The organism is Hanstruepera ponticola (assembly GCF_012931685.1).
Lineage (GTDB): Bacteria > Bacteroidota > Bacteroidia > Flavobacteriales > Flavobacteriaceae > Hanstruepera > Hanstruepera ponticola.
Genome location: NZ_JABANC010000004.1, coordinates 79,943 through 98,076 on the forward strand (window position 1 = coordinate 79,943; position 18,134 = coordinate 98,076).

Sequence of the window (18,134 nt, forward strand, 5' to 3'; positions counted from 1 at the left end):
GTTATTAAACTATTGAACGTTAAACGTATATTATTTAGATGAAATTTATAGTATCAAGTACCTATTTATTAAAACAATTGCAAGTTCTTGGTGGTGTTATAAATAACTCAAACACCCTACCAATTTTAGATAATTTTCTTTTTGAATTAAATAATACTGAACTCATCATATCGGCAAGTGATTTAGAAACCACTATGTCAGCTAAACTAGAAGTAGAAAGTGATAATTCAGGTAGCATTGCTGTTCCTGCTCGATTATTATTAGATACTTTAAAAACTTTTCCAGAACAACCCCTAACTTTTGTGGTTGAAGACAATAATACTATTGAAATAAGTTCTAACCATGGTAAGTATGCTTTGGCATATGCTGATGGTAATGAGTTTCCTAAAGCTGTTAGTTTAGAAAACGCTAGCTCTACAACTTTAAATGGTGATATTTTAGCAACAGCAATAAACAAAACTATTTTTGCTGCAGGAAATGATGATTTACGTCCTGTAATGAGTGGCGTATTCTTCCAGTTTTCGACTGAAGGATTAACCTTTGTGGCTACTGATGCTCACAAATTAGTTAAATATTCGCGTGAAGATGTTAGTGCCAGTGAAGTAACAGAATTCATTATGCCTAAAAAACCTTTGAATCTTTTAAAAGGGATTTTATCAGCAAGTGATGAAAATGTAACTATTGAATACAATGATTCTAATGCTAAATTTTCTTTTGAAAACGTTGAATTAATTTGCCGTTTAATTGATGGGAAATACCCTAATTATGAAGCAGTTATTCCAAAAGAAAACCCTAATAAGCTAACAATAGATCGCACACAATTTTTGAATTCTGTAAGACGTGTGAGTATATTCTCTAATAAGACCACGCATCAGATTCGTTTAAAAATTGCAGGAGCTGAATTAAACATTTCTGCTGAAGATATTGATTACAGTAATAAAGCTGAAGAACGATTAACTTGTGATTATCAAGGTGATGATATGCAAATTGGTTTTAATTCGCGTTTTTTAACTGAAATGTTGAACAACTTAACATCAGATGATGTACAGCTTGAAATGAGCTTGCCAAACCGTGCAGGTATTTTAACACCAGTTGATGGCCTAGACGAAGGTGAGCAAGTAACTATGCTCGTTATGCCAGTAATGCTGAATAATTAATTATAATATCACTTAAAGAGATATTATATCAAAATGAGAAAACGCCCACGATTGAGGGCGTTTTAATTTACTGAAATAACAAAAATCAACTTTCCTTTTTCGGTTCATGATTTACCGTTACTGGTATGCTTGTTTGCGAACCATAAAGTTTTATTTCCGTAATATCGGCAGGCATATTTAAGCCATTTTCAATTATTACGTTTTTGACGTTTCTTATGACATCACTTCGCACATCCAAAGCTCGTTTTCGGTATTCTTTAGTAAGTGTCCAAAATAACACCTTTAAATTAACAGTACTTACTCCTAGCGAATCGACTGCAACGAAACATTCGTGCTCTTCATCTTCAATGACACCTTCGGAGTTTCTTACCGTTTCAACAATGACGGTTTTGGCTAATTCAATATCGTCTTCATAATCAATTCCCACTATAAAATCCAATCTAAAGAAGCCATCTTCGGTATAATTATAAACGGCTTTTTTAATAATATCACTATTTGGAATGTAAACATCGCGACCGTCAAAAGTTTTTAATTTCGTATACCGAAATTCTAGAGCTTTCACCTTTCCGAAAATATCATCTACCTTAACCGTATCATTAACATCAAAAGGCCTATTAAATGAAAGAATAATACCTGAAATAAAATTCTCACCAATATCCCTAAAGGCAAAACCAATAACCACAGCAGATGCTCCAGCAGCTGTTAATACACCTGCTGCTACACCACCAAGACCAGCAATTTTTAAGGCAAACATTATAACCAAAAGCACCACACAAAACTTCACTGCTTTGGTTAAAAAATTAATCATTAATGGATCACTGGCTCTTATGGAAATAGCTTTTTTAAACAATCTTGATATAAACTGCGATAACAGAAAACCGATTACCACAATTACAATGGCAAGGATAATATTAGGAACACTCTGTATAAACTCGTTCCAATAAGTTACGAGTGATTCTTTAAGCGTGATAATACTTTCATCGCTCTGTTGGACATTATTAAGTGATACTATCAAAAATTTGTTTTTTTAGTGTTTTATTAGAAGATAAAGCTTGTTCAATATATGGTATGCTTGGTGCTATTTTCATTTGTTTGACATTTTCTAAATTGGCAATTTTATAATTCAAAAGTCTATTTAAGGATGCCAAAACGCCTTGACCTTTAACAACAGATTCTATATTCTCACGTGATGATTCAATTATGTTTTTTAAAATTTCTTCAGCAACACTATCTTTGGTGTTTCCTAAATTATAATTGTTATCACTTACCGATTTCTTAAATAAATTAATATCTCGACTATTTACCGAATTTATTGCAGAAACCAATTTTTCTTCTTTATGTGTAAGAAAATCACCTTTTAATTTGGCTAGAGCATCCTCAATTTGTTTACACAATGCTAATAAATTTAAGAGTTCTTTTCTATATAAATCGTTTTTATCCATTATACTTAATAAAATTGGTATGTTTTTGATAATTAAGCGCTTGCTTGTCGAATTCTATTCAAATATATTGAGCTATTATAACTGTTATAGCTAGACTGAATTTTAATAACATGCTTTTGCAGTAGCTTTCTTAATTCTGGATAAAATTCCAATTCATCAATTAATATTTGATAATCTCTAATCGTTCTTTTGTCACTCTCTTTTACAGCTGCCATCAGAGCCTCCTTATTTTGTATCTCATGAAGAATAGGGAACTGTAACCATTGCATTTCAAACATTACGGAATCTGAATCTGAAATTTCTATAGGTATATCAGATTCTAAAAAGAAATTTGTTAATTCTATTCTAAATTTAAAGCGTTCCAATGCTTTTGCAACAAAATATTCACGTAAAAGAGAATATTGAATGTTTTCTGATAATCGAAGTAAACCCATTTCTGTCTGATAACTTTGTATTTGTAACTGCCGAAGTTTAGTTTTAGAAGTTTTTAAAAATGAAGTCATAGCATTACAATCTTTTAATTATAAATTTTAATACTCTAAATTAAATTTTGAAGATTTAGGATGAGTGCTTAGATAAAATTTTTATTAACTCAAATAAAAAACGCTCACCATGCGGTGAGCGTTTTAATTATCTCGATTTAATCTAACTAACTAATAAAATTAAGAGATAATGGGTATCGTGGCGTTTCACCATTACTTGCTTTAATGGCATTTATAATTGGAAATGCTAGGGAAATTAAGCCAATTATTATTAAACCAAATATTCCAAGACCTAAAAGTAAAATAGCTGGAATACATATAATGGCATATACTATTAAGCTTAATTGAAAATTAATAATTCGCTTTCCTTGCTCATCCATGGCATATACATTGTTTTTTTGAGTGGCCCAAATGATTAACGGTACAATAAGACCTCCAAAGCCAGTTATAAAAGTCAATAATTGACTTAAGTGTGTCAAAACTAAAAGTTGATTGTCTTGCCTCATGATAATAAATTTAAAAGATTGATGTACTTATATGACGCTAGAATCTACAATTCGTTACAGAAAAAATGGAATTTAATTTCCGATACAATATTTAACTTTTATTTAAATTAAAGGGTTCCTCGTGTTTGGGCAACAAATAGGATACAAAAAATTCATAAAAAGAGTAAAACAAGAGCAATCATTAATAAATTCACTTACGAATATTGTATAAAAAACCGCTCGATTTGAGCGGTTTTCAAATAAAAGCACTAAGCAATTAATTGGCTATCCCAGAGCCTAAATAAGTACTGTCTGATACTTCGCTACTATCAGCAGTATAAACGCCATAAATACTCTATAGTATCTCCTGCGTAGGTTGTTGGTATTACAACAATTTGAGTAATACACTTCTGTCTTGATTATTATTTTGTTGACGCCAATTAAGAATAACTGGATTAGAATTAACCCTCCCCCTAGCAGCTGGACTAAAAGGGGTGACAACATAAATCTCTTTTGTGATTTCTTTTTCATTATTAAATAAGCCATTATTTGCAGGTATAACTATTTTAGCTTTAAAGATTATTTTAGCTTTGAAGATATTTGATAATGCCGCAATATTATTGACATTAACTTCAACCCAATTATCATTCTCGATACTAAATTCAATCATACAATTCCTATCCTGTAAGGCTCTAAAAAACAGGTCAAATGAATTGGCTGTTTTATTTGCACTTATCCTTCCTATAATACCATTTTCAACATTATTCTGATGTACTTTTATACCTTCTAAACTAAATGTACTTGCAGTATTAAACAAAAGCCTATTAACATTATTATTTACAAAGATTTTCTTCAATAAATCGTCGTTTATAACAATATTTTCTAAACAGGAATCGCTTGGTGAATATTCTATTCTTTTAGTTGAATCAATAATGTCTGAATAATTTATTTTATTTTCCTGTAGATAGTTTTTTAAAAAATCTTTTGCAGCTAATCTATCGAGTTCTTCAAATACATGATTAAACAAGTTTTCATCCAGAATATATTGCCAAAGACTAAACTCTCTTGAATTGCCATGATAAAATGGAATTTCTGGTTCAAATAATAATCTTCCATTTGGATAATATAATGTGTTTAGGCCTACATTATTTAATAGTGTATTGTCATTTAAATAGCTAATTGGGGAAATGTTCCTATGATATAATTATCAAAATTTTCTAAAGGAAGGTCTTTTTTATAAGGATGTATTTCAACTGGTGTTTGATTAGGCAAAACAAAACTGTTTTCAATTAGAGCATTAATGAAATTAAAAAATTATCATCTTGAGTATTATTTAAATATCCATTCTCATCTATAATAGAGTTAGTTTTTCTTAAAATCATAAAATATTTTCAGGTGATCAATTTAAATATATAACAAAGTTTTTCAATAAAAAACTTGACTTGTATTCACCCTATAAATAATGTATAGAATAACTATTTGATTTAGTATATAACTTTCTTTAGCAGGTAATCGCGTAGCGTATGGCGATAGACATAATAGCGAGCCGACAGCGAGTTGAGCAAGGGTGGTGTGGGAAAATAGCCTGATAAGGCTACCACGCCTACGTTGTAAACGCAAGGGTGGCGCAGGTTTTTGATGCCGTTGGCTATAGCTTGGGTGTAGCGTGGGAAAGCAAGTGTAACAATTGAATGAAGCTATTGAAGGATGGCTACCGTTTTTAAAATTTAGCAATTGTGAGTTTTTCAATTAATTAAATTCAAGTTTAAGGGTTGAAAGTATATAAAGAAAATTGAGGATTTTAGTTTTTACTAACGAGCAATTGCCAATTTAAAAATGGGTTGTGTGATGGTTGAAATAGCTGATTGAATGCATTACTCTTGCTGTGCGTTTGCAATATAGAATAATCCGCTTTTGGGTTTAAAGGTTATTTAATCAGTTATTAAAGCGGTTCTAAAAGTATTTGAAAACTTCAATTTACTTGAAGCGGTTATTTTATATGCAAAATGGATGCCTTCAAAAACAGTGACACCCCTAATTAGCCCGAAGCGAACAGCAGGCGAGCCAAATTACTAAGCAGCGGTTGTACCCTAATTATTTTTATATGCGCCACAAGAGCAAACATTATTGGGTTTTAGGGTGCAAGAGTAGCTGCGGGTGAGGAAGTTGTGTAGTGTGTGAAGTAAAGCAAATACATAGTACTAACAAGGATGTGCCACCGCAGTAGTGCTATGTATGGTATATGCAAGCCTTTTTATTATTGATTTACTTCTTGTAATGAGACCCCTCGTCTCTCGACTGCGATCGAGATGACACGCTCGGGTGACAAAGATACTTCAAAGTAACTTGCAGATATGCTTTATGGAACAAAATGGAACAACTGACGAACACCTTATTACCTGCTATTTATATTAATTAATACCAGTAATTCTTTTTTGATTTTAACGTGTCTCGATCTATATCTTCTAATAGTTTTACTTCTCTTTCAATGAATGGGTCGTACCAATCTGCTTTTTCCTTTGCCCATTCTATCCATTGAAGCTTTTCTTCATCTAACGTATTATTTTTCTCATTAAATTCTTGAAACTCTCTGATATAATTCCTTAAATATTGTGCCTTGTGCCATCTAGTAGCCTTGCCAAAGAGTTTTTCGAAGCCTTTAAATTCGTTTTCTTTTAACTTTTTATATTCTTCTTCCTTTTGGCGTTGCTTTTCCCACAGTTTATGCTGAATTTCTCTTTCTATTCTTCTTTCTTTGTTCTCTTTAGCTTTTAATTCAAGGGTGGCAAGTATAGTTGATAACTTCGTTTCAATTTGAGAGTTTTTTCCATCTCTCCATATTTTTTCAGGATATGTATCTTCTAATCGAAAAGACAACTCCCCTGTTGGTCTATAACCTGAACGTTTCCAACCGTTATCATTGATTTCTTCTCTTTTTACAAATTCTCTTATTCTAATTTTTAAGTTTTCTCCATTGATAACTACAATTGTTCCATCAGTCACTTTAATACTATGGCCTCTTTTTTTGATTAGCTTAATAAAAGCATCCATAAAACGTAATGCTCTCGATAGATTAGACTTTGAAACTTGTAGATTAATAATTCCTGATGATGTAGATAATAAACCTTCAGAAGTACCCCAAGTTGATGGTTGTTTTTCTTTCAAATCTTCCCTTGCCTTAACAATCAACTCATCAGGTTTTGACAACCTATCTTGAACTACTAAAGGCAATTCACTATTTTCAATTTCTTGTTTGATTTTTGCTCTTTCAGAATTTGGATGATTAATGAATTCTTGACCTTCTTTACGAATGTATAATTCAATTTCATGAGATTCATCTGCTTTAGGTAGTTTCTCCTTTTTTACTTTTTTATTGAATTTTATTTTTGACCAATAACCAGAATTGGGTAATGGGATATTATGCTTAATACAGATTTTACGCAAGCCATTATCTGAATAAGCATATTCTTTGGCTAAAGTTGTTAATGGTTTAGACCAAACCAAATTATATAATTCTTCTCGTGATAGTATTTTAATCTTTTCGGACATAGTTATAACTTTAATGTCATTCCATCATATTCAATTGGACTATTACCAAACCTTTCAATAAGTGTTTCCCATAATACTATGAGAAACAACTTTTTCATTATAACACTTACAATACTCATTTTTAAAAATTTTTAAATCAATTACAAATAAGTTTTAATACGTTCTGCTACAGTTTTAATTATTTCATCTGCCTCTGGTTGATGGTCTTTTTTTATTTGATGCTCTACACTATTTTTCCAAGCCCGTTCTGCATTGGCCAATTTAGAATCGTCTATTAAATCTTCCGGTGTTTTGTACTCCAGATTTTTATGTTCCATTTTCTTTAGAAATATAGGCTTGATGTTTTCCCAATCTGCTTTGGTAAACTCTTGTGTTAGATGGTAGAGATCATAAAAATCTCTTGGCGCTGTATATGAACGCTGAACCAATGCTCTTAATTTTTGCTGACTATTTCGTTAATACTATAGCAACTACATTGTTTTTCGCCTGTTAATTCATCAGAATACGGATGCATTATGTTTCTCATTTCGGTATCCAACAGCATTAGCTCATCGGTACTGACTTCCAGTTTTATTTTGGTGTTCCAACGGTTGTGTGGTGGTGGTGGTTGGTTCCTGGAATGGTTGGCTCCCCAATATTTTATTTTTACTTGAAAGCCTTTAGGTTGGTCTTTAAAAAGTACTGGCCTTACAGGTTCTATAAAGAATTGAATACCTGTTTGTTTTGTTACTTCTTTAGCCACCGCTTCCAGTGTTTTTTGTTCCAACACAAAATTCTTATTTACTGCTGTAAAATCTAAATCTTCGGAAAAGCGGTAGTTTTCAATGTAACACTTGCGCAAACACGTCCCTCCTTTAAATATCAAGGTGTCTTTATGGTATTTTACAAATACCGATAAAAAATGTCCCAATGCATAGTCTTTATCTACTGTATCTGGAGGCACTTTCCATTCCTGGGCTTTGTCTGTTATTTCTTTTTGAAGAATCATTTGATGAACTCATTTAAACTTTTCTAATTGGCTAAAAATTGGCTCTTTCACGCCTACTTTTCGCTTTTTTTTCTTTCCGTAACGCTGCTATGCAACTCAAAAAAAACCTTCAACTAAACGCAAAATATCTCATTTTCGTTTCAATAAAAAAGGTTAATTGAGTTCAATAGTCATTTTGAGCCATTTGCAACAGGTCATTATAATCAACGTTCATCCGCAATTTCCAATCGCTTACAAACTCTCCTTGTTGTAAACCACCTGCATCTATTAAACTGTATTTTTTGTTTACCTGTGTTTTGGCATAATTGATAAAGCTATTGAGCCTATTACCGTGAAATACCTCTGCCAAAAAACCCAATCGTTTTATGACTGCTATATTATTGTAGGCTTTGGTATATTCAATTAGCTTGTTGTTGGTAAGATTTGCTGTAGCAAATGCCTTTATCAAGTCTGCAAAATCGCCTGCATAGCGGGTTTGGTCAAAACAATCTATCAATGTCATTTCTATATCGGTTATTGCAAAACTATTATCACCATAACCTTCCTGTATTGTACCCTTATTTTTATATTCTTTAACCGTTACGAATTTTATAGATGTGCCCAGTATTTCTGTACTTCTTTTCCGTTGGGTGGTTTTTACAAACACTGTATTAGGGAAACGTTCTGTAAGCCCATGGTAATGCAATGCCGACCAATAGGCAATGGCACTATTTTTAGCAATAAAGGTTGCCAGTACGTTTATATTGGTATAATTACTCAAGGCATAGACGCCTCTTTCTATGCGAACCAGTAATTCCTTATCTACTAAATTTTCGAGAATTTCGTTTAGGTTTTCAAACTTTTGGTTGAGCTGTTCTTCAATAGCTTGCATGTTGAAATACAATAGCTCATGAGCTTCCAGCAACTTCATGAACTGAAGTTGATTAGCATCTAAATTTTTGGATATGTATACACTGTCTGCCATTTCTTTTTGTGTAGCGATAAGACCCAAAAATTAGGTCTTTTTGTTACATGAATGGTAAAATTACTAAAAACCAACATCATTATCAAAAAAAGCAGCTATCAAATTACCTTTTACGTTGTAATAAACCCTAAAAAATGGGGTCTGTTGTTTTATGTAAAAATTCTTTAATATCATTTATTCCATATATGGTCAAAGCCGTAGACGTAGCATTATTTTGAGATTGCTTCACTATGTTCGCAATGACGTTGCGATCAGTTGCGAGATTTAGCTTCGCTGAACTTACGTTTTTCTCGTAATGTCCTTACATGCTCCCCGAAGTTTGTCATAGGAATAAATTAGACTTGTCGATATTTGTCTAATTTAAGAAAAGCCAAGTAAAGGAAAAGAAAAAGATATTAACAATTTTACATTCTTAATGAATTATGATTTTTTGAATGTAATGCAGAGTAAATTAGCAAGTTAATTCTTTTTAGTATTAGTGTCATTAAATTAATAACCCTGTAGTTTTCTATTCATTTTCTTTGCTCGTCCAAAGAAAACGAACCAAAAGAAAAGACGCCTTGTCGAGAGGTATTTTTGCTTCGCAAAACCATAACCCAATACCTAAATTTTTCCCAAGGCTTCAAAAATTTTTAACGGTGCCTTACCATTATACTGCCGACAAGGTAAGACATCGAAAACGATATGAACTTACTAAAGCAATTTTAACAAATACTCAATTTCCTTAATTTCCTTATTTATGCTTTTGTAGGATTTGAATACCTATTATGAGCTTCTCTATGTATTAATCCTGCTTCTACAAATTTGGTGATGTAGCCTTCTGCCGTTTTATGTGGAATGTTTTGTTTGGTTGCTAAATCTAAATACTCCTGCCTATTGAATTGCTTGGGTAGGCTTTCTAAAAAGCGTACTTTACAATTCAAACATTTTACAGCTTTTGTTCAATGGGTAAATCATTAAATACCTTACTACTATGTTTTACTAAAATAGAAATAATAGTTAGCGCATTTTGAAAATCATTATTCTCACATTCTTTTATTGGTTGACATCATCATCTTCTATAATGCGAAATGCTGTGAATAGCATGATTAGCCTAAATGCTATCAAACCTAATCGCCTTATGGCTGCAATATACTCTTCGGGCTATAAGTTGATGTATTAGTCTATACGGATTCAAAAAACGTATTGAATTGCTGCTGCTGCGATACTGAAAGCCTTACTTTAATTTTAGGATTATTTTTCACGAAGTTCAACGTCAAGTAATCAAAACAAAAGTCCTTGAATTACGTCTTGTGATTCTTCTCCTAAAAATGAAAAAGTAGCGATGACATGAAATTGTTTACGTTCCTCGTTGAAACAGCGTAAAGCAATTGTATCACAAATAAAGCTAATGTTTGGATTTTTAGAGAATAAACTTTTTGCGACTTCAATATTTTCGGGTTGAATCCTTCTACCGATTGACATATGTGGTTCGTAACTTTTAATATTTGTAGGATATGAAAATTTTTGATGAACCGTAGTCATAATTTCTTTTAAATAGTGTCTTGAAGCCACGTTAGGTTTCAAAAAGAAAGCACCATTTGAAAAAACATCAAAACTGGTAAACTGAACTTCTTGAGATTTTAAATAAGTAGTAATCTTTGTTAACTTACTGTTTATATGTTCTAATTCTATTTCTTCTAGTTCAAATTCATTTATAGTAATATGAGCTAAAGAATTTTTACTGTTATACCAACCAATTTTTGAAGCCAACAATTCTTTCATTTGCTTTACTTCTTCAATAACTGAATTACTTGGTTGAATAACTATTGAGTATCTTTTCATTTATTTCCCGATACAAAAGTTAGCAAAAATATTACCTAATAGGTCGTCATTGGTAACCTCACCGGTTATAAGCCCAAAATAATATAAAGCCTCACGAACATCAATAGCCATTAAATCACCAGATAATCCAGAATCTAAACCGTGTTTTACCTTTTGTATTTCTTCAAAAGCTTTTAGGAGCGCATCATAATGACGTGTATTAGTTACAATGGTTTCATTATTCCTTAAAGCACCTGTATTAATTAAGTTCAATAATGAATTTGTTAATTGCTCAACACCAAATCCTGTTTTAGCTGATAGTAGCTTTACCTCTGGAATGGTTTCTTGTAAAGATGCCAATTGGTTGTCATCTAGCTTATCTATCTTATTGGCAATAATCAATAAAGGTTTTTGCGGATACTTATTTTTTATTTTCCAAATTTCAACCGATACTTGATCCAGTTTCTCAATACTATTAGATACATCAAACAGATAAATTACGACTTGAGATTGTTCTATTTTCTCAAAGGTCTTCTTTATTCCGATAGTCTCAACCACATCTTGGGTCTCACGAATACCTGCTGTATCAATAAATCGAAAACCAATACCGCCAATAGAAATCTCATCCTCTATGGTATCACGTGTGGTTCCCGCAATTTCTGAAACTATAGCGCGCTCCTCATTCAACAAAGCATTCAAAAGTGTCGATTTGCCTACGTTAGGCTCTCCAACAATAGCCACTGGAATCCCATTTTTAATCACATTACCAACGGCGAAACTATCTATCAAGCGTTTCAACACAAATATGATTCTATCAATAAGATCACTGAATTGCGTTCTATCTGCAAATTCAACATCTTCTTCTGCAAAATCTAATTCCAATTCAATCAAGGATGCAAAGTTTAAAAGTTCCTCACGTAGTTTGGCAATTTCAGAAGAAAAACCACCACGCATTTGCTGCATGGCTATTTGATGAGAGGCTTCGTTATCACTAGCAATCAAATCGGCAACAGCTTCTGCCTGGCTTAAATCTAATTTACCATTGAGAAAAGCACGCAAAGTAAACTCACCAGCATTGGCCATTCTACAGCCTTTACGCAAAAACAACTGAATTATTTCTTGTTGGATATATGGCGAACCATGACAGCTAATCTCTATCACATCTTCACCTGTATATGAGTGTGGGTTTTTAAAAATAGATACCAACACCTCATCCATGGTTTTCTTACCATCTACAATGTGCCCTAAATGAATAGTATGTGTTTTTTGAGAAGATAACTTCTTACCATCCGTAACTGATTGAAAGTTTTCGGATACTAATTTTACAGCATCAATACCAGATAAGCGAATAACAGCTATAGCTCCAGCTCCTGATGGCGTTGCCAATGCAATAATAGTATCATTCTGAATCATGCCACAAAAGTAGTAAATAGATTGCATAAAAATCTCCTGTTTATTAGGTTAATCTTAACATCACATGTTGGCTTTATCTATTATATTTGCACATCTAAAAAAAGATATTATGATTAAAAAGCTTTTGATTTTAGTTTTAGTAATTGGTTTTGTATCCTGTGAAAAAGAAAGCAAACCTGAAGGATTTGTAATAGATGGTAACATTGATTCATACTTCAGTGGTCGTGAGATTAAATTATCGCGAATAGCTCGTTCAGGATCATATACAGTTGATTCCACCATTATAACAAATGGAAAACTACAGCTAAAAGGAAAGGTAGATTCACCCGATTTGTATTATATTTTTATTGATAATCATCCTGGCTCACTACCATTAATTATAGAAAACGAAAGGATTGAAATTGATTTTCACAAAGATACCATAGATGCTTCGATTGTTACTGGAGGTAAGGAAAATGAAGTATTCAATGTATTTCAAAGTTTTGCGAGACCATTAAAAAAGCAAAATGCCCAATTAGCTGAAACTTTTAAAGAAGCGAGAAGCAAAGGTGATATGGAAACCATGCAAGCCGTTAGAAAAACTTTTGATAGCTTGGTTAAAATCAACAATGACAAAAGTATTGAAAATATCAGCAAATACAATGACGCGGTAACAAGTGCCATTATTCTTGAGGATTTTTTAATGGCAAAAGTAGTAACTGTTAGTAAAGCTAATGAACTATATAACACGTTTACAGAGGATGTTAAAGAAAGTCGTGCTGCAAAAGAAATTAAGCGGGTAATTGATGCAACCCTAGCGACAGAAATTGGAAGTGTTGCTCCTAACTTTTCTGCTCCCAATCCAGACGGTGAAATTATTTCGCTACAAGATATTAAAGGAAAAGTAACCATTATTGATTTTTGGGCAGCTTGGTGTGGACCTTGTAGAAGAGAAAATCCAAATGTGGTTAAAGTTTATAACAAATATCATGACAAAGGTCTGGAAATTATTGGCGTATCTCTTGATGGAACTAAAAGACAAAATAATCCTAAAGACGCTTGGGTTAATGCCATTGCTTCAGATAGCTTGAATTGGCATCATGTTTCTAACTTAAATTATTTTAATGACCCTGTTGCAAAATTGTATAATATCAACTCAATACCTGCTACATTCATTCTTGATGAAAATGGTAAAATCATAGCCAAAAATTTACGAGGTAGCGCATTGGAACAAAAAATTTCAGAACTTCTGGATTAATTGAACAAGACTAATTAAAAAAAGCCTTTCTAGTTAGAAAGGCTTTTTTATTTATAGCTTGCCGGTTTTTTTCAATACAAATAGTAAGATAATTGGCAAAGCTAGTAAACCAATCATTAAAAGATTTTCTTTAAATAACCATGAGGCTAAAATTAAGGTGATAACATATCCACCAATTGCACCACCAAAGTGTGCATCATGACCTATATTACCAATTTGTCTTTTCATACCATAAATGGAATACAGTAGATAACCTATACCAAAGATATATGCGGGAATTGGAATAGGTATAAAAAACATATACAAACTCATATCCGGCCGTAAAAGAATAGCGGAATAAATAATACCTGTAACAGCACCGCTTGCTCCTACTGCACTGTAATGGTATTCGTTTTTATGAAACACTAAAGACAATAAATTACCTAATAATAGACTCCCTAAATAAACAATTAAAAACTTAATGTTTCCTAAATAAGCAATAACAACATCTGCAAAAAAATATAAGGTAAACATATTAAAAAATAGATGTGCATTATCCACATGCAAGAATCCTGAACTAAACAATCTTATTTGCTCACCGCGTCTAACTCCTCCAACATTAAATTTATACTTATCAAAAAAACCATAATCATTAAATCCCTTAAAAGAGATTATCACATTTGCTGCAATAATGATAATGGTAACTAAACTTAAATTGCCCATAAATAGTAAACGTATAAATAGAATATAATATATATTTGTTCCTGCAAATCTATAATTAATTCATGCAATTTCTTATTTACATCTTAATTTATCCTTTTTTATGGCTTATATCCATATTACCTTTTAGATTGCTTTATGCTTTTTCTGATGTATTGTTTGTGATACTTTACCATATTGTAGGTTATAGAAAATCGGTGGTAAAGGAGAATTTAAGGTTAGTGTTCCCAAATAAATCTAATGATGAGCTTAATGCTATAAGAAAAAAGTTTTATCATCACTTGTGTGACATGATTCTAGAGTCAATTAAGTCCATGACTATTTCTGAAAAAGAAATGAAAAAAAGGTTCACATTTACCAATGTTCAATTACTTAAAGATATAGAGAGTCAAGACAAAAGTATCGCCTTAATGTGTGCCCATTATGGTAGCTGGGAATGGATATTTATTTTACAAACTTACATAGGAACAAAAGGCTATGCTATTTATAAAAGATTAGAAAATAAGTATTTTGATAAATTAGTCAAAAGAATAAGAGCTAAATACAATAGTCATTTAATTACTACCAAGGAAAGTATTCCAATTTTAATGAAGGCAAAAGTTAATGGAGATTTAACCATCTGTGGTTTTGTATCAGACCAATCACCAAAAGCACATAAAGCCTTTCACTGGCAAGAATTTATGGGAATAAAAGTTCCGGTACACACAGGAGCAGAAATGCTATCAAAAAAATTAGATATGGCTGTGGTATTCTTTGGTGTAAAACGTCTAAAAAGAGGCTATTATGAAACCTCTTTCAAAACTATTGCATTAAATCCTAAAGAATATCCTAACTATCAAATAACTGATATGTTTTTGAAGCTCGTAGAAGAACAAATTAACGAAGCGCCTGAATTTTATTTATGGACACATAAAAGATGGAAACATCGACATATTGTACCAAAAGAATTTCAATAATTTATAATTGAAACCAATCTTTAATAATTACATCAGCTTCAGATTTACCGCTTAATGATTTATGATTAAACTCATTTGAGTTTTTATCATAGTCATAATCTAAAGCCCACTCTGTATGCTTTTGAGCGAGTTCAATAATGCTATCGCAAACATACTTTATTTCATCATCTGTTGTAGTTGGGTGAATAGACATACGTATCCAACCTGGTTTACGTGTTAATTCACCAAGAGAAATTTCTTGAGTCAATTCGTGAGACGTTTCATAATCTACATGCAGTAAGTAATGACCATAAGTACCTGCACAACTACAACCACCTCTCGTTTGGATACCAAATCTATCATTTAATAGTTTCACACCCAGATTATAATGTAAATCATCAATATAAAAGGAGATTACACCCAACCTATTTTGATGTTGACCTGCAAGGATATTGATATTATCAATTAATCCTAAAGCCTTAAACACATAATCGATTATTTGATGTTCTCGTTTAAGCATTTTGTCAACACCCATTTGTTCTTTCAACCTAATAGCTAAAGCAGTTCGCATGGTTTGTAAAAAACCTGGTGTTCCACCATCTTCACGATCCTCAATATTATCGATATACTTATGTTCTCCCCAAGGATTAGTCCAACTCACTGTTCCTCCTCCAGGACAATCAGGAATCATGTTCTTATACAATTTTTTATTAAATATAAGAACACCTGATGAACCAGGTCCTCCTAAAAATTTATGTGGTGAAAAGAAAATAGCATCTAATGCTCGGTCGTCGTTTTCAGGGTGCATATCAATATCAACATAAGGTGCTGAACACGCATAATCTACAAAACAAACGCCACCGTGATTATGCATAAGTTCGGCTACATCGTGAACAGGATTTTGAATGCCTGTCACGTTGGAACCATGAATAATTGAAGCAATTTTTATGGTACAATCTTTATGTTCTACTAAAAGTTTTTCTAAATTCTCTAAACTGAATAAACCATCTTCTCCTGGAGGAATAACCACAACTTTGGCTATTGTTTCCAACCATGTTGTTTGATTAGAGTGATGCTCCATATGCGTAATAAACACAATAGGACACATTTCTTCTGGTACTTGAGTATGTTTACTCAAATTCTCGGGGATTTTTAAGCCTAAAATTCGTTGAAATTTATTAACAACACCTGTCATTCCATTACCTGAAACAATCAGAACATCATCATCATTGCAGTTTACATGCTTTTTAATAATGTTTTTAGCTTCATGGTAAGCTTTTGTCATCGCTGTTCCAGAAACTGTGGTTTCAGTATGTGTATTAGCGACATAAGGACCAAATTCATTGCACATTTTCTCTTCAATGGGTCTATATAAGCGACCAGAAGCTGTCCAATCAGTATAAAGTATTTTTTTCTTACCAAAAGGCGATTCAAATTCTTGATCAATTCCAATAATGTTATTTCTAAACGTTTTGAAATAGGATTCTAAATCTGTTGACTTTTTACTATCTGACATTGCAGTAATCATGGCTATTAAATTATAAGGCAAAAGTACTAAATATTAGCGACAGCTTCTATTTCTGAAATAATTTTATCTGCTAAAGTATCTGCCTCATTTTGTGAAGGTGCTTCGGTATAAATTCTGATTATTGGTTCTGTATTACTTTTGCGTAAATGCACCCAGCTATCGGCAAAATCTATTTTCACACCATCAATAGTAGTTAAATTTTCATGTGCATATTCTGTCTCCATTGTCTTAAGAATACCATCAACATCCAAAGATGGAGTCAATTGAATTTTCTTCTTACTCATATAATAATTAGGATAGGAAGCACGTAACGTACTAACAGACATTTTTTTATCTGCCAAAAGACTTAAAAACAAAGCCACACCAACTAAAGCATCACGACCATAATGTAATTCAGGATAGATTATACCTCCATTACCTTCACCTCCTATTATCGCATTGTTTCGTTTCATGAGTTCAACAACATTAACTTCACCAACTGCACTGGCTTCATAGGTACCTCCATGTTTTTCAGTAACATCACGTAAGGCTCTAGTGGAACTCATATTACTGACTGTATTTCCTGGAGTTTCTGAGAGTACATAGTCAGCACAGGCAACCAACGTATATTCTTCACCAAACATTTCGCCTTTTTCATCCATAAACGCTAACCGGTCAACATCTGGATCGACAACAATTCCAAAATCAGCGTGCTCTTTTACAACAGCTTCAGATAAATCAGTTAAATGTTCCTTTAAAGGTTCTGGGTTATGAGGAAACTGACCATTAGGTTCACAATACAATTTTACAGGATGAACACCTAATCTTTCTAATAGCAATGGAATTGCAATGCCACCTGTTGAATTTACACCATCAACAACCACTTTAAACTTTGCATCTTCTATGGCTTTTTTATTTACAAGCGGTAAATTTAAAACCTCATCAATATGCATATCGATATAGGCTTGATTTTTAGTAATCTTACCCAAGCTATCAACATCAGCAAAGGACATATTATCAGATTCTGCTATTTCTAATATTTTCGCACCTTCGGCACCATTTAAAAACTCACCTTTACTGTTCAATAATTTTAAAGCATTCCATTGTTTTGGGTTATGGCTTGCCGTTAGTATTATACCACCATCGGCATGTTCCATGGGAACTGCAACCTCTACAGTTGGAGTTGTGGACAACCCTAAATCAACCACATGAATACCTAATCCAACCAAGGTGTTCATAACCAAGTTCTGAATCATTTCACCAGAAATTCGAGCATCACGTCCCACAACAACTTTATGAGTATCTTTGTTTCGTTGCTGTTTTAACCAAACACCATAAGCCGATGCAAATTTTACGGCATCAATTGGTGTTAAGTTCTCTCCTACCGCTCCACCAATAGTGCCTCGTATTCCTGATATAGATTTTATAAGTGTCATGTTTTTTAAAAATTTGAACAAATATAAGTTTTCTGTA

The 18,134-nt window shown here is 32.5% G+C and carries 18 protein-coding genes; 3 read left to right on the forward strand and 15 right to left on the reverse strand.

Going from position 1 to position 18,134, the window contains the following annotated elements; genetic code table 11:
• The first annotated feature begins 38 nt into the window (after positions 1-38).
• Positions 39-1,157 (forward strand): DNA polymerase III subunit beta, encoded by a 1,119-nt coding sequence (gene dnaN / locus HGK31_RS10845; protein WP_104736002.1) that lies wholly within the window; start codon positions 39-41, stop codon positions 1,155-1,157.
• An 85-nt stretch (positions 1,158-1,242) separates the two neighbouring features.
• Here the strand turns inward: dnaN and HGK31_RS10850 are convergent, their stop codons facing one another.
• The 12 genes from HGK31_RS10850 to mnmE all read right to left on the reverse strand — a co-directional run bounded on the left by HGK31_RS10850 (position 1,243) and on the right by mnmE (position 12,283).
• Positions 1,243-2,172: a mechanosensitive ion channel family protein gene (locus HGK31_RS10850; protein ID WP_223115339.1), complete on the reverse strand. Its 930-nt coding sequence runs from the start codon at positions 2,170-2,172 to the stop codon at positions 1,243-1,245.
• A complete protein-coding gene (locus HGK31_RS10855) occupies positions 2,156-2,599 on the reverse strand; it encodes a hypothetical protein (RefSeq protein ID WP_191859862.1) in 444 nt (147 codons plus the stop codon). Before HGK31_RS10855 ends, HGK31_RS10850 begins: the two co-directional genes overlap by 17 nt.
• A 32-nt stretch (positions 2,600-2,631) precedes the next feature.
• Positions 2,632-3,102: a hypothetical protein gene (locus HGK31_RS10860; RefSeq protein WP_191859864.1), complete on the reverse strand. Its 471-nt coding sequence runs from the start codon at positions 3,100-3,102 to the stop codon at positions 2,632-2,634.
• A 146-nt stretch (positions 3,103-3,248) separates the two neighbouring features.
• Positions 3,249-3,587, reverse strand: a complete 339-nt coding sequence (locus HGK31_RS10865; RefSeq protein WP_191859866.1) for a DUF4870 domain-containing protein — start codon at positions 3,585-3,587, stop codon at positions 3,249-3,251.
• A 364-nt stretch (positions 3,588-3,951) separates the two neighbouring features.
• Positions 3,952-4,593: a hypothetical protein gene (locus HGK31_RS10870; protein ID WP_191859869.1), complete on the reverse strand. Its 642-nt coding sequence runs from the start codon at positions 4,591-4,593 to the stop codon at positions 3,952-3,954.
• Between the two features lie 1,388 nt (positions 4,594-5,981).
• Entirely contained in the window at positions 5,982-7,115 is a 1,134-nt protein-coding gene (locus HGK31_RS10875) for a hypothetical protein (RefSeq protein WP_191859871.1), read from the reverse strand.
• Positions 7,116-7,255: 140 nt separating this feature from the next.
• Entirely contained in the window at positions 7,256-7,543 is a 288-nt protein-coding gene (locus tag HGK31_RS14720) for a nucleotidyl transferase AbiEii/AbiGii toxin family protein (protein ID WP_191859873.1), read from the reverse strand.
• A 5-nt stretch (positions 7,544-7,548) separates the two neighbouring features.
• Positions 7,549-8,103 (reverse strand): nucleotidyl transferase AbiEii/AbiGii toxin family protein, encoded by a 555-nt coding sequence (locus HGK31_RS10885; RefSeq protein ID WP_191859875.1) that lies wholly within the window; start codon positions 8,101-8,103, stop codon positions 7,549-7,551.
• 163 nt (positions 8,104-8,266) lie between these two features.
• Complete coding sequence (locus tag HGK31_RS10890) at positions 8,267-9,067, reverse strand: type IV toxin-antitoxin system AbiEi family antitoxin domain-containing protein (protein ID WP_191859877.1); 801 nt, start codon at positions 9,065-9,067, stop codon at positions 8,267-8,269.
• A gap of 737 nt (positions 9,068-9,804) precedes the next feature.
• Positions 9,805-9,990, reverse strand: a complete 186-nt coding sequence (locus tag HGK31_RS10895) for a hypothetical protein (RefSeq protein ID WP_191859879.1) — start codon at positions 9,988-9,990, stop codon at positions 9,805-9,807.
• A gap of 340 nt (positions 9,991-10,330) precedes the next feature.
• Complete coding sequence (locus HGK31_RS10900) at positions 10,331-10,891, reverse strand: 2'-5' RNA ligase family protein (RefSeq protein ID WP_191859881.1); 561 nt, start codon at positions 10,889-10,891, stop codon at positions 10,331-10,333.
• Entirely contained in the window at positions 10,892-12,283 is a 1,392-nt protein-coding gene (gene mnmE / locus HGK31_RS10905; RefSeq protein ID WP_191860101.1) for a tRNA uridine-5-carboxymethylaminomethyl(34) synthesis GTPase MnmE, read from the reverse strand. It abuts the gene before it with no gap.
• A gap of 109 nt (positions 12,284-12,392) precedes the next feature.
• On the opposite strand from mnmE, the gene HGK31_RS10910 reads away from it, so the two are divergent.
• Positions 12,393-13,520 (forward strand): TlpA disulfide reductase family protein, encoded by a 1,128-nt coding sequence (locus HGK31_RS10910; protein WP_191859883.1) that lies wholly within the window; start codon positions 12,393-12,395, stop codon positions 13,518-13,520.
• A 51-nt stretch (positions 13,521-13,571) separates the two neighbouring features.
• On the opposite strand, the gene HGK31_RS10915 is transcribed toward HGK31_RS10910, so the two are convergent.
• Positions 13,572-14,222, reverse strand: a complete 651-nt coding sequence (locus HGK31_RS10915; RefSeq protein ID WP_191859885.1) for a rhomboid family intramembrane serine protease — start codon at positions 14,220-14,222, stop codon at positions 13,572-13,574.
• 62 nt (positions 14,223-14,284) lie between these two features.
• On the opposite strand from HGK31_RS10915, the gene HGK31_RS10920 reads away from it, so the two are divergent.
• A complete protein-coding gene (locus HGK31_RS10920) occupies positions 14,285-15,175 on the forward strand; it encodes a lysophospholipid acyltransferase family protein (protein WP_191859886.1) in 891 nt (296 codons plus the stop codon).
• A 1-nt stretch (position 15,176) separates the two neighbouring features.
• Here HGK31_RS10920 and HGK31_RS10925 read toward each other — a convergent pair whose 3' ends face one another.
• Positions 15,177-16,682: an aminotransferase class V-fold PLP-dependent enzyme gene (locus tag HGK31_RS10925; RefSeq protein WP_191859888.1), complete on the reverse strand. Its 1,506-nt coding sequence runs from the start codon at positions 16,680-16,682 to the stop codon at positions 15,177-15,179.
• A gap of 26 nt (positions 16,683-16,708) precedes the next feature.
• Positions 16,709-18,097 carry a phosphoglucosamine mutase gene (gene glmM / locus HGK31_RS10930; protein WP_191859890.1) on the reverse strand — a complete coding sequence of 463 codons (1,389 nt, stop codon included), beginning with the start codon at positions 18,095-18,097 and terminating at the stop codon, positions 16,709-16,711.
• Positions 18,098-18,134 lie beyond the last annotated feature (37 nt).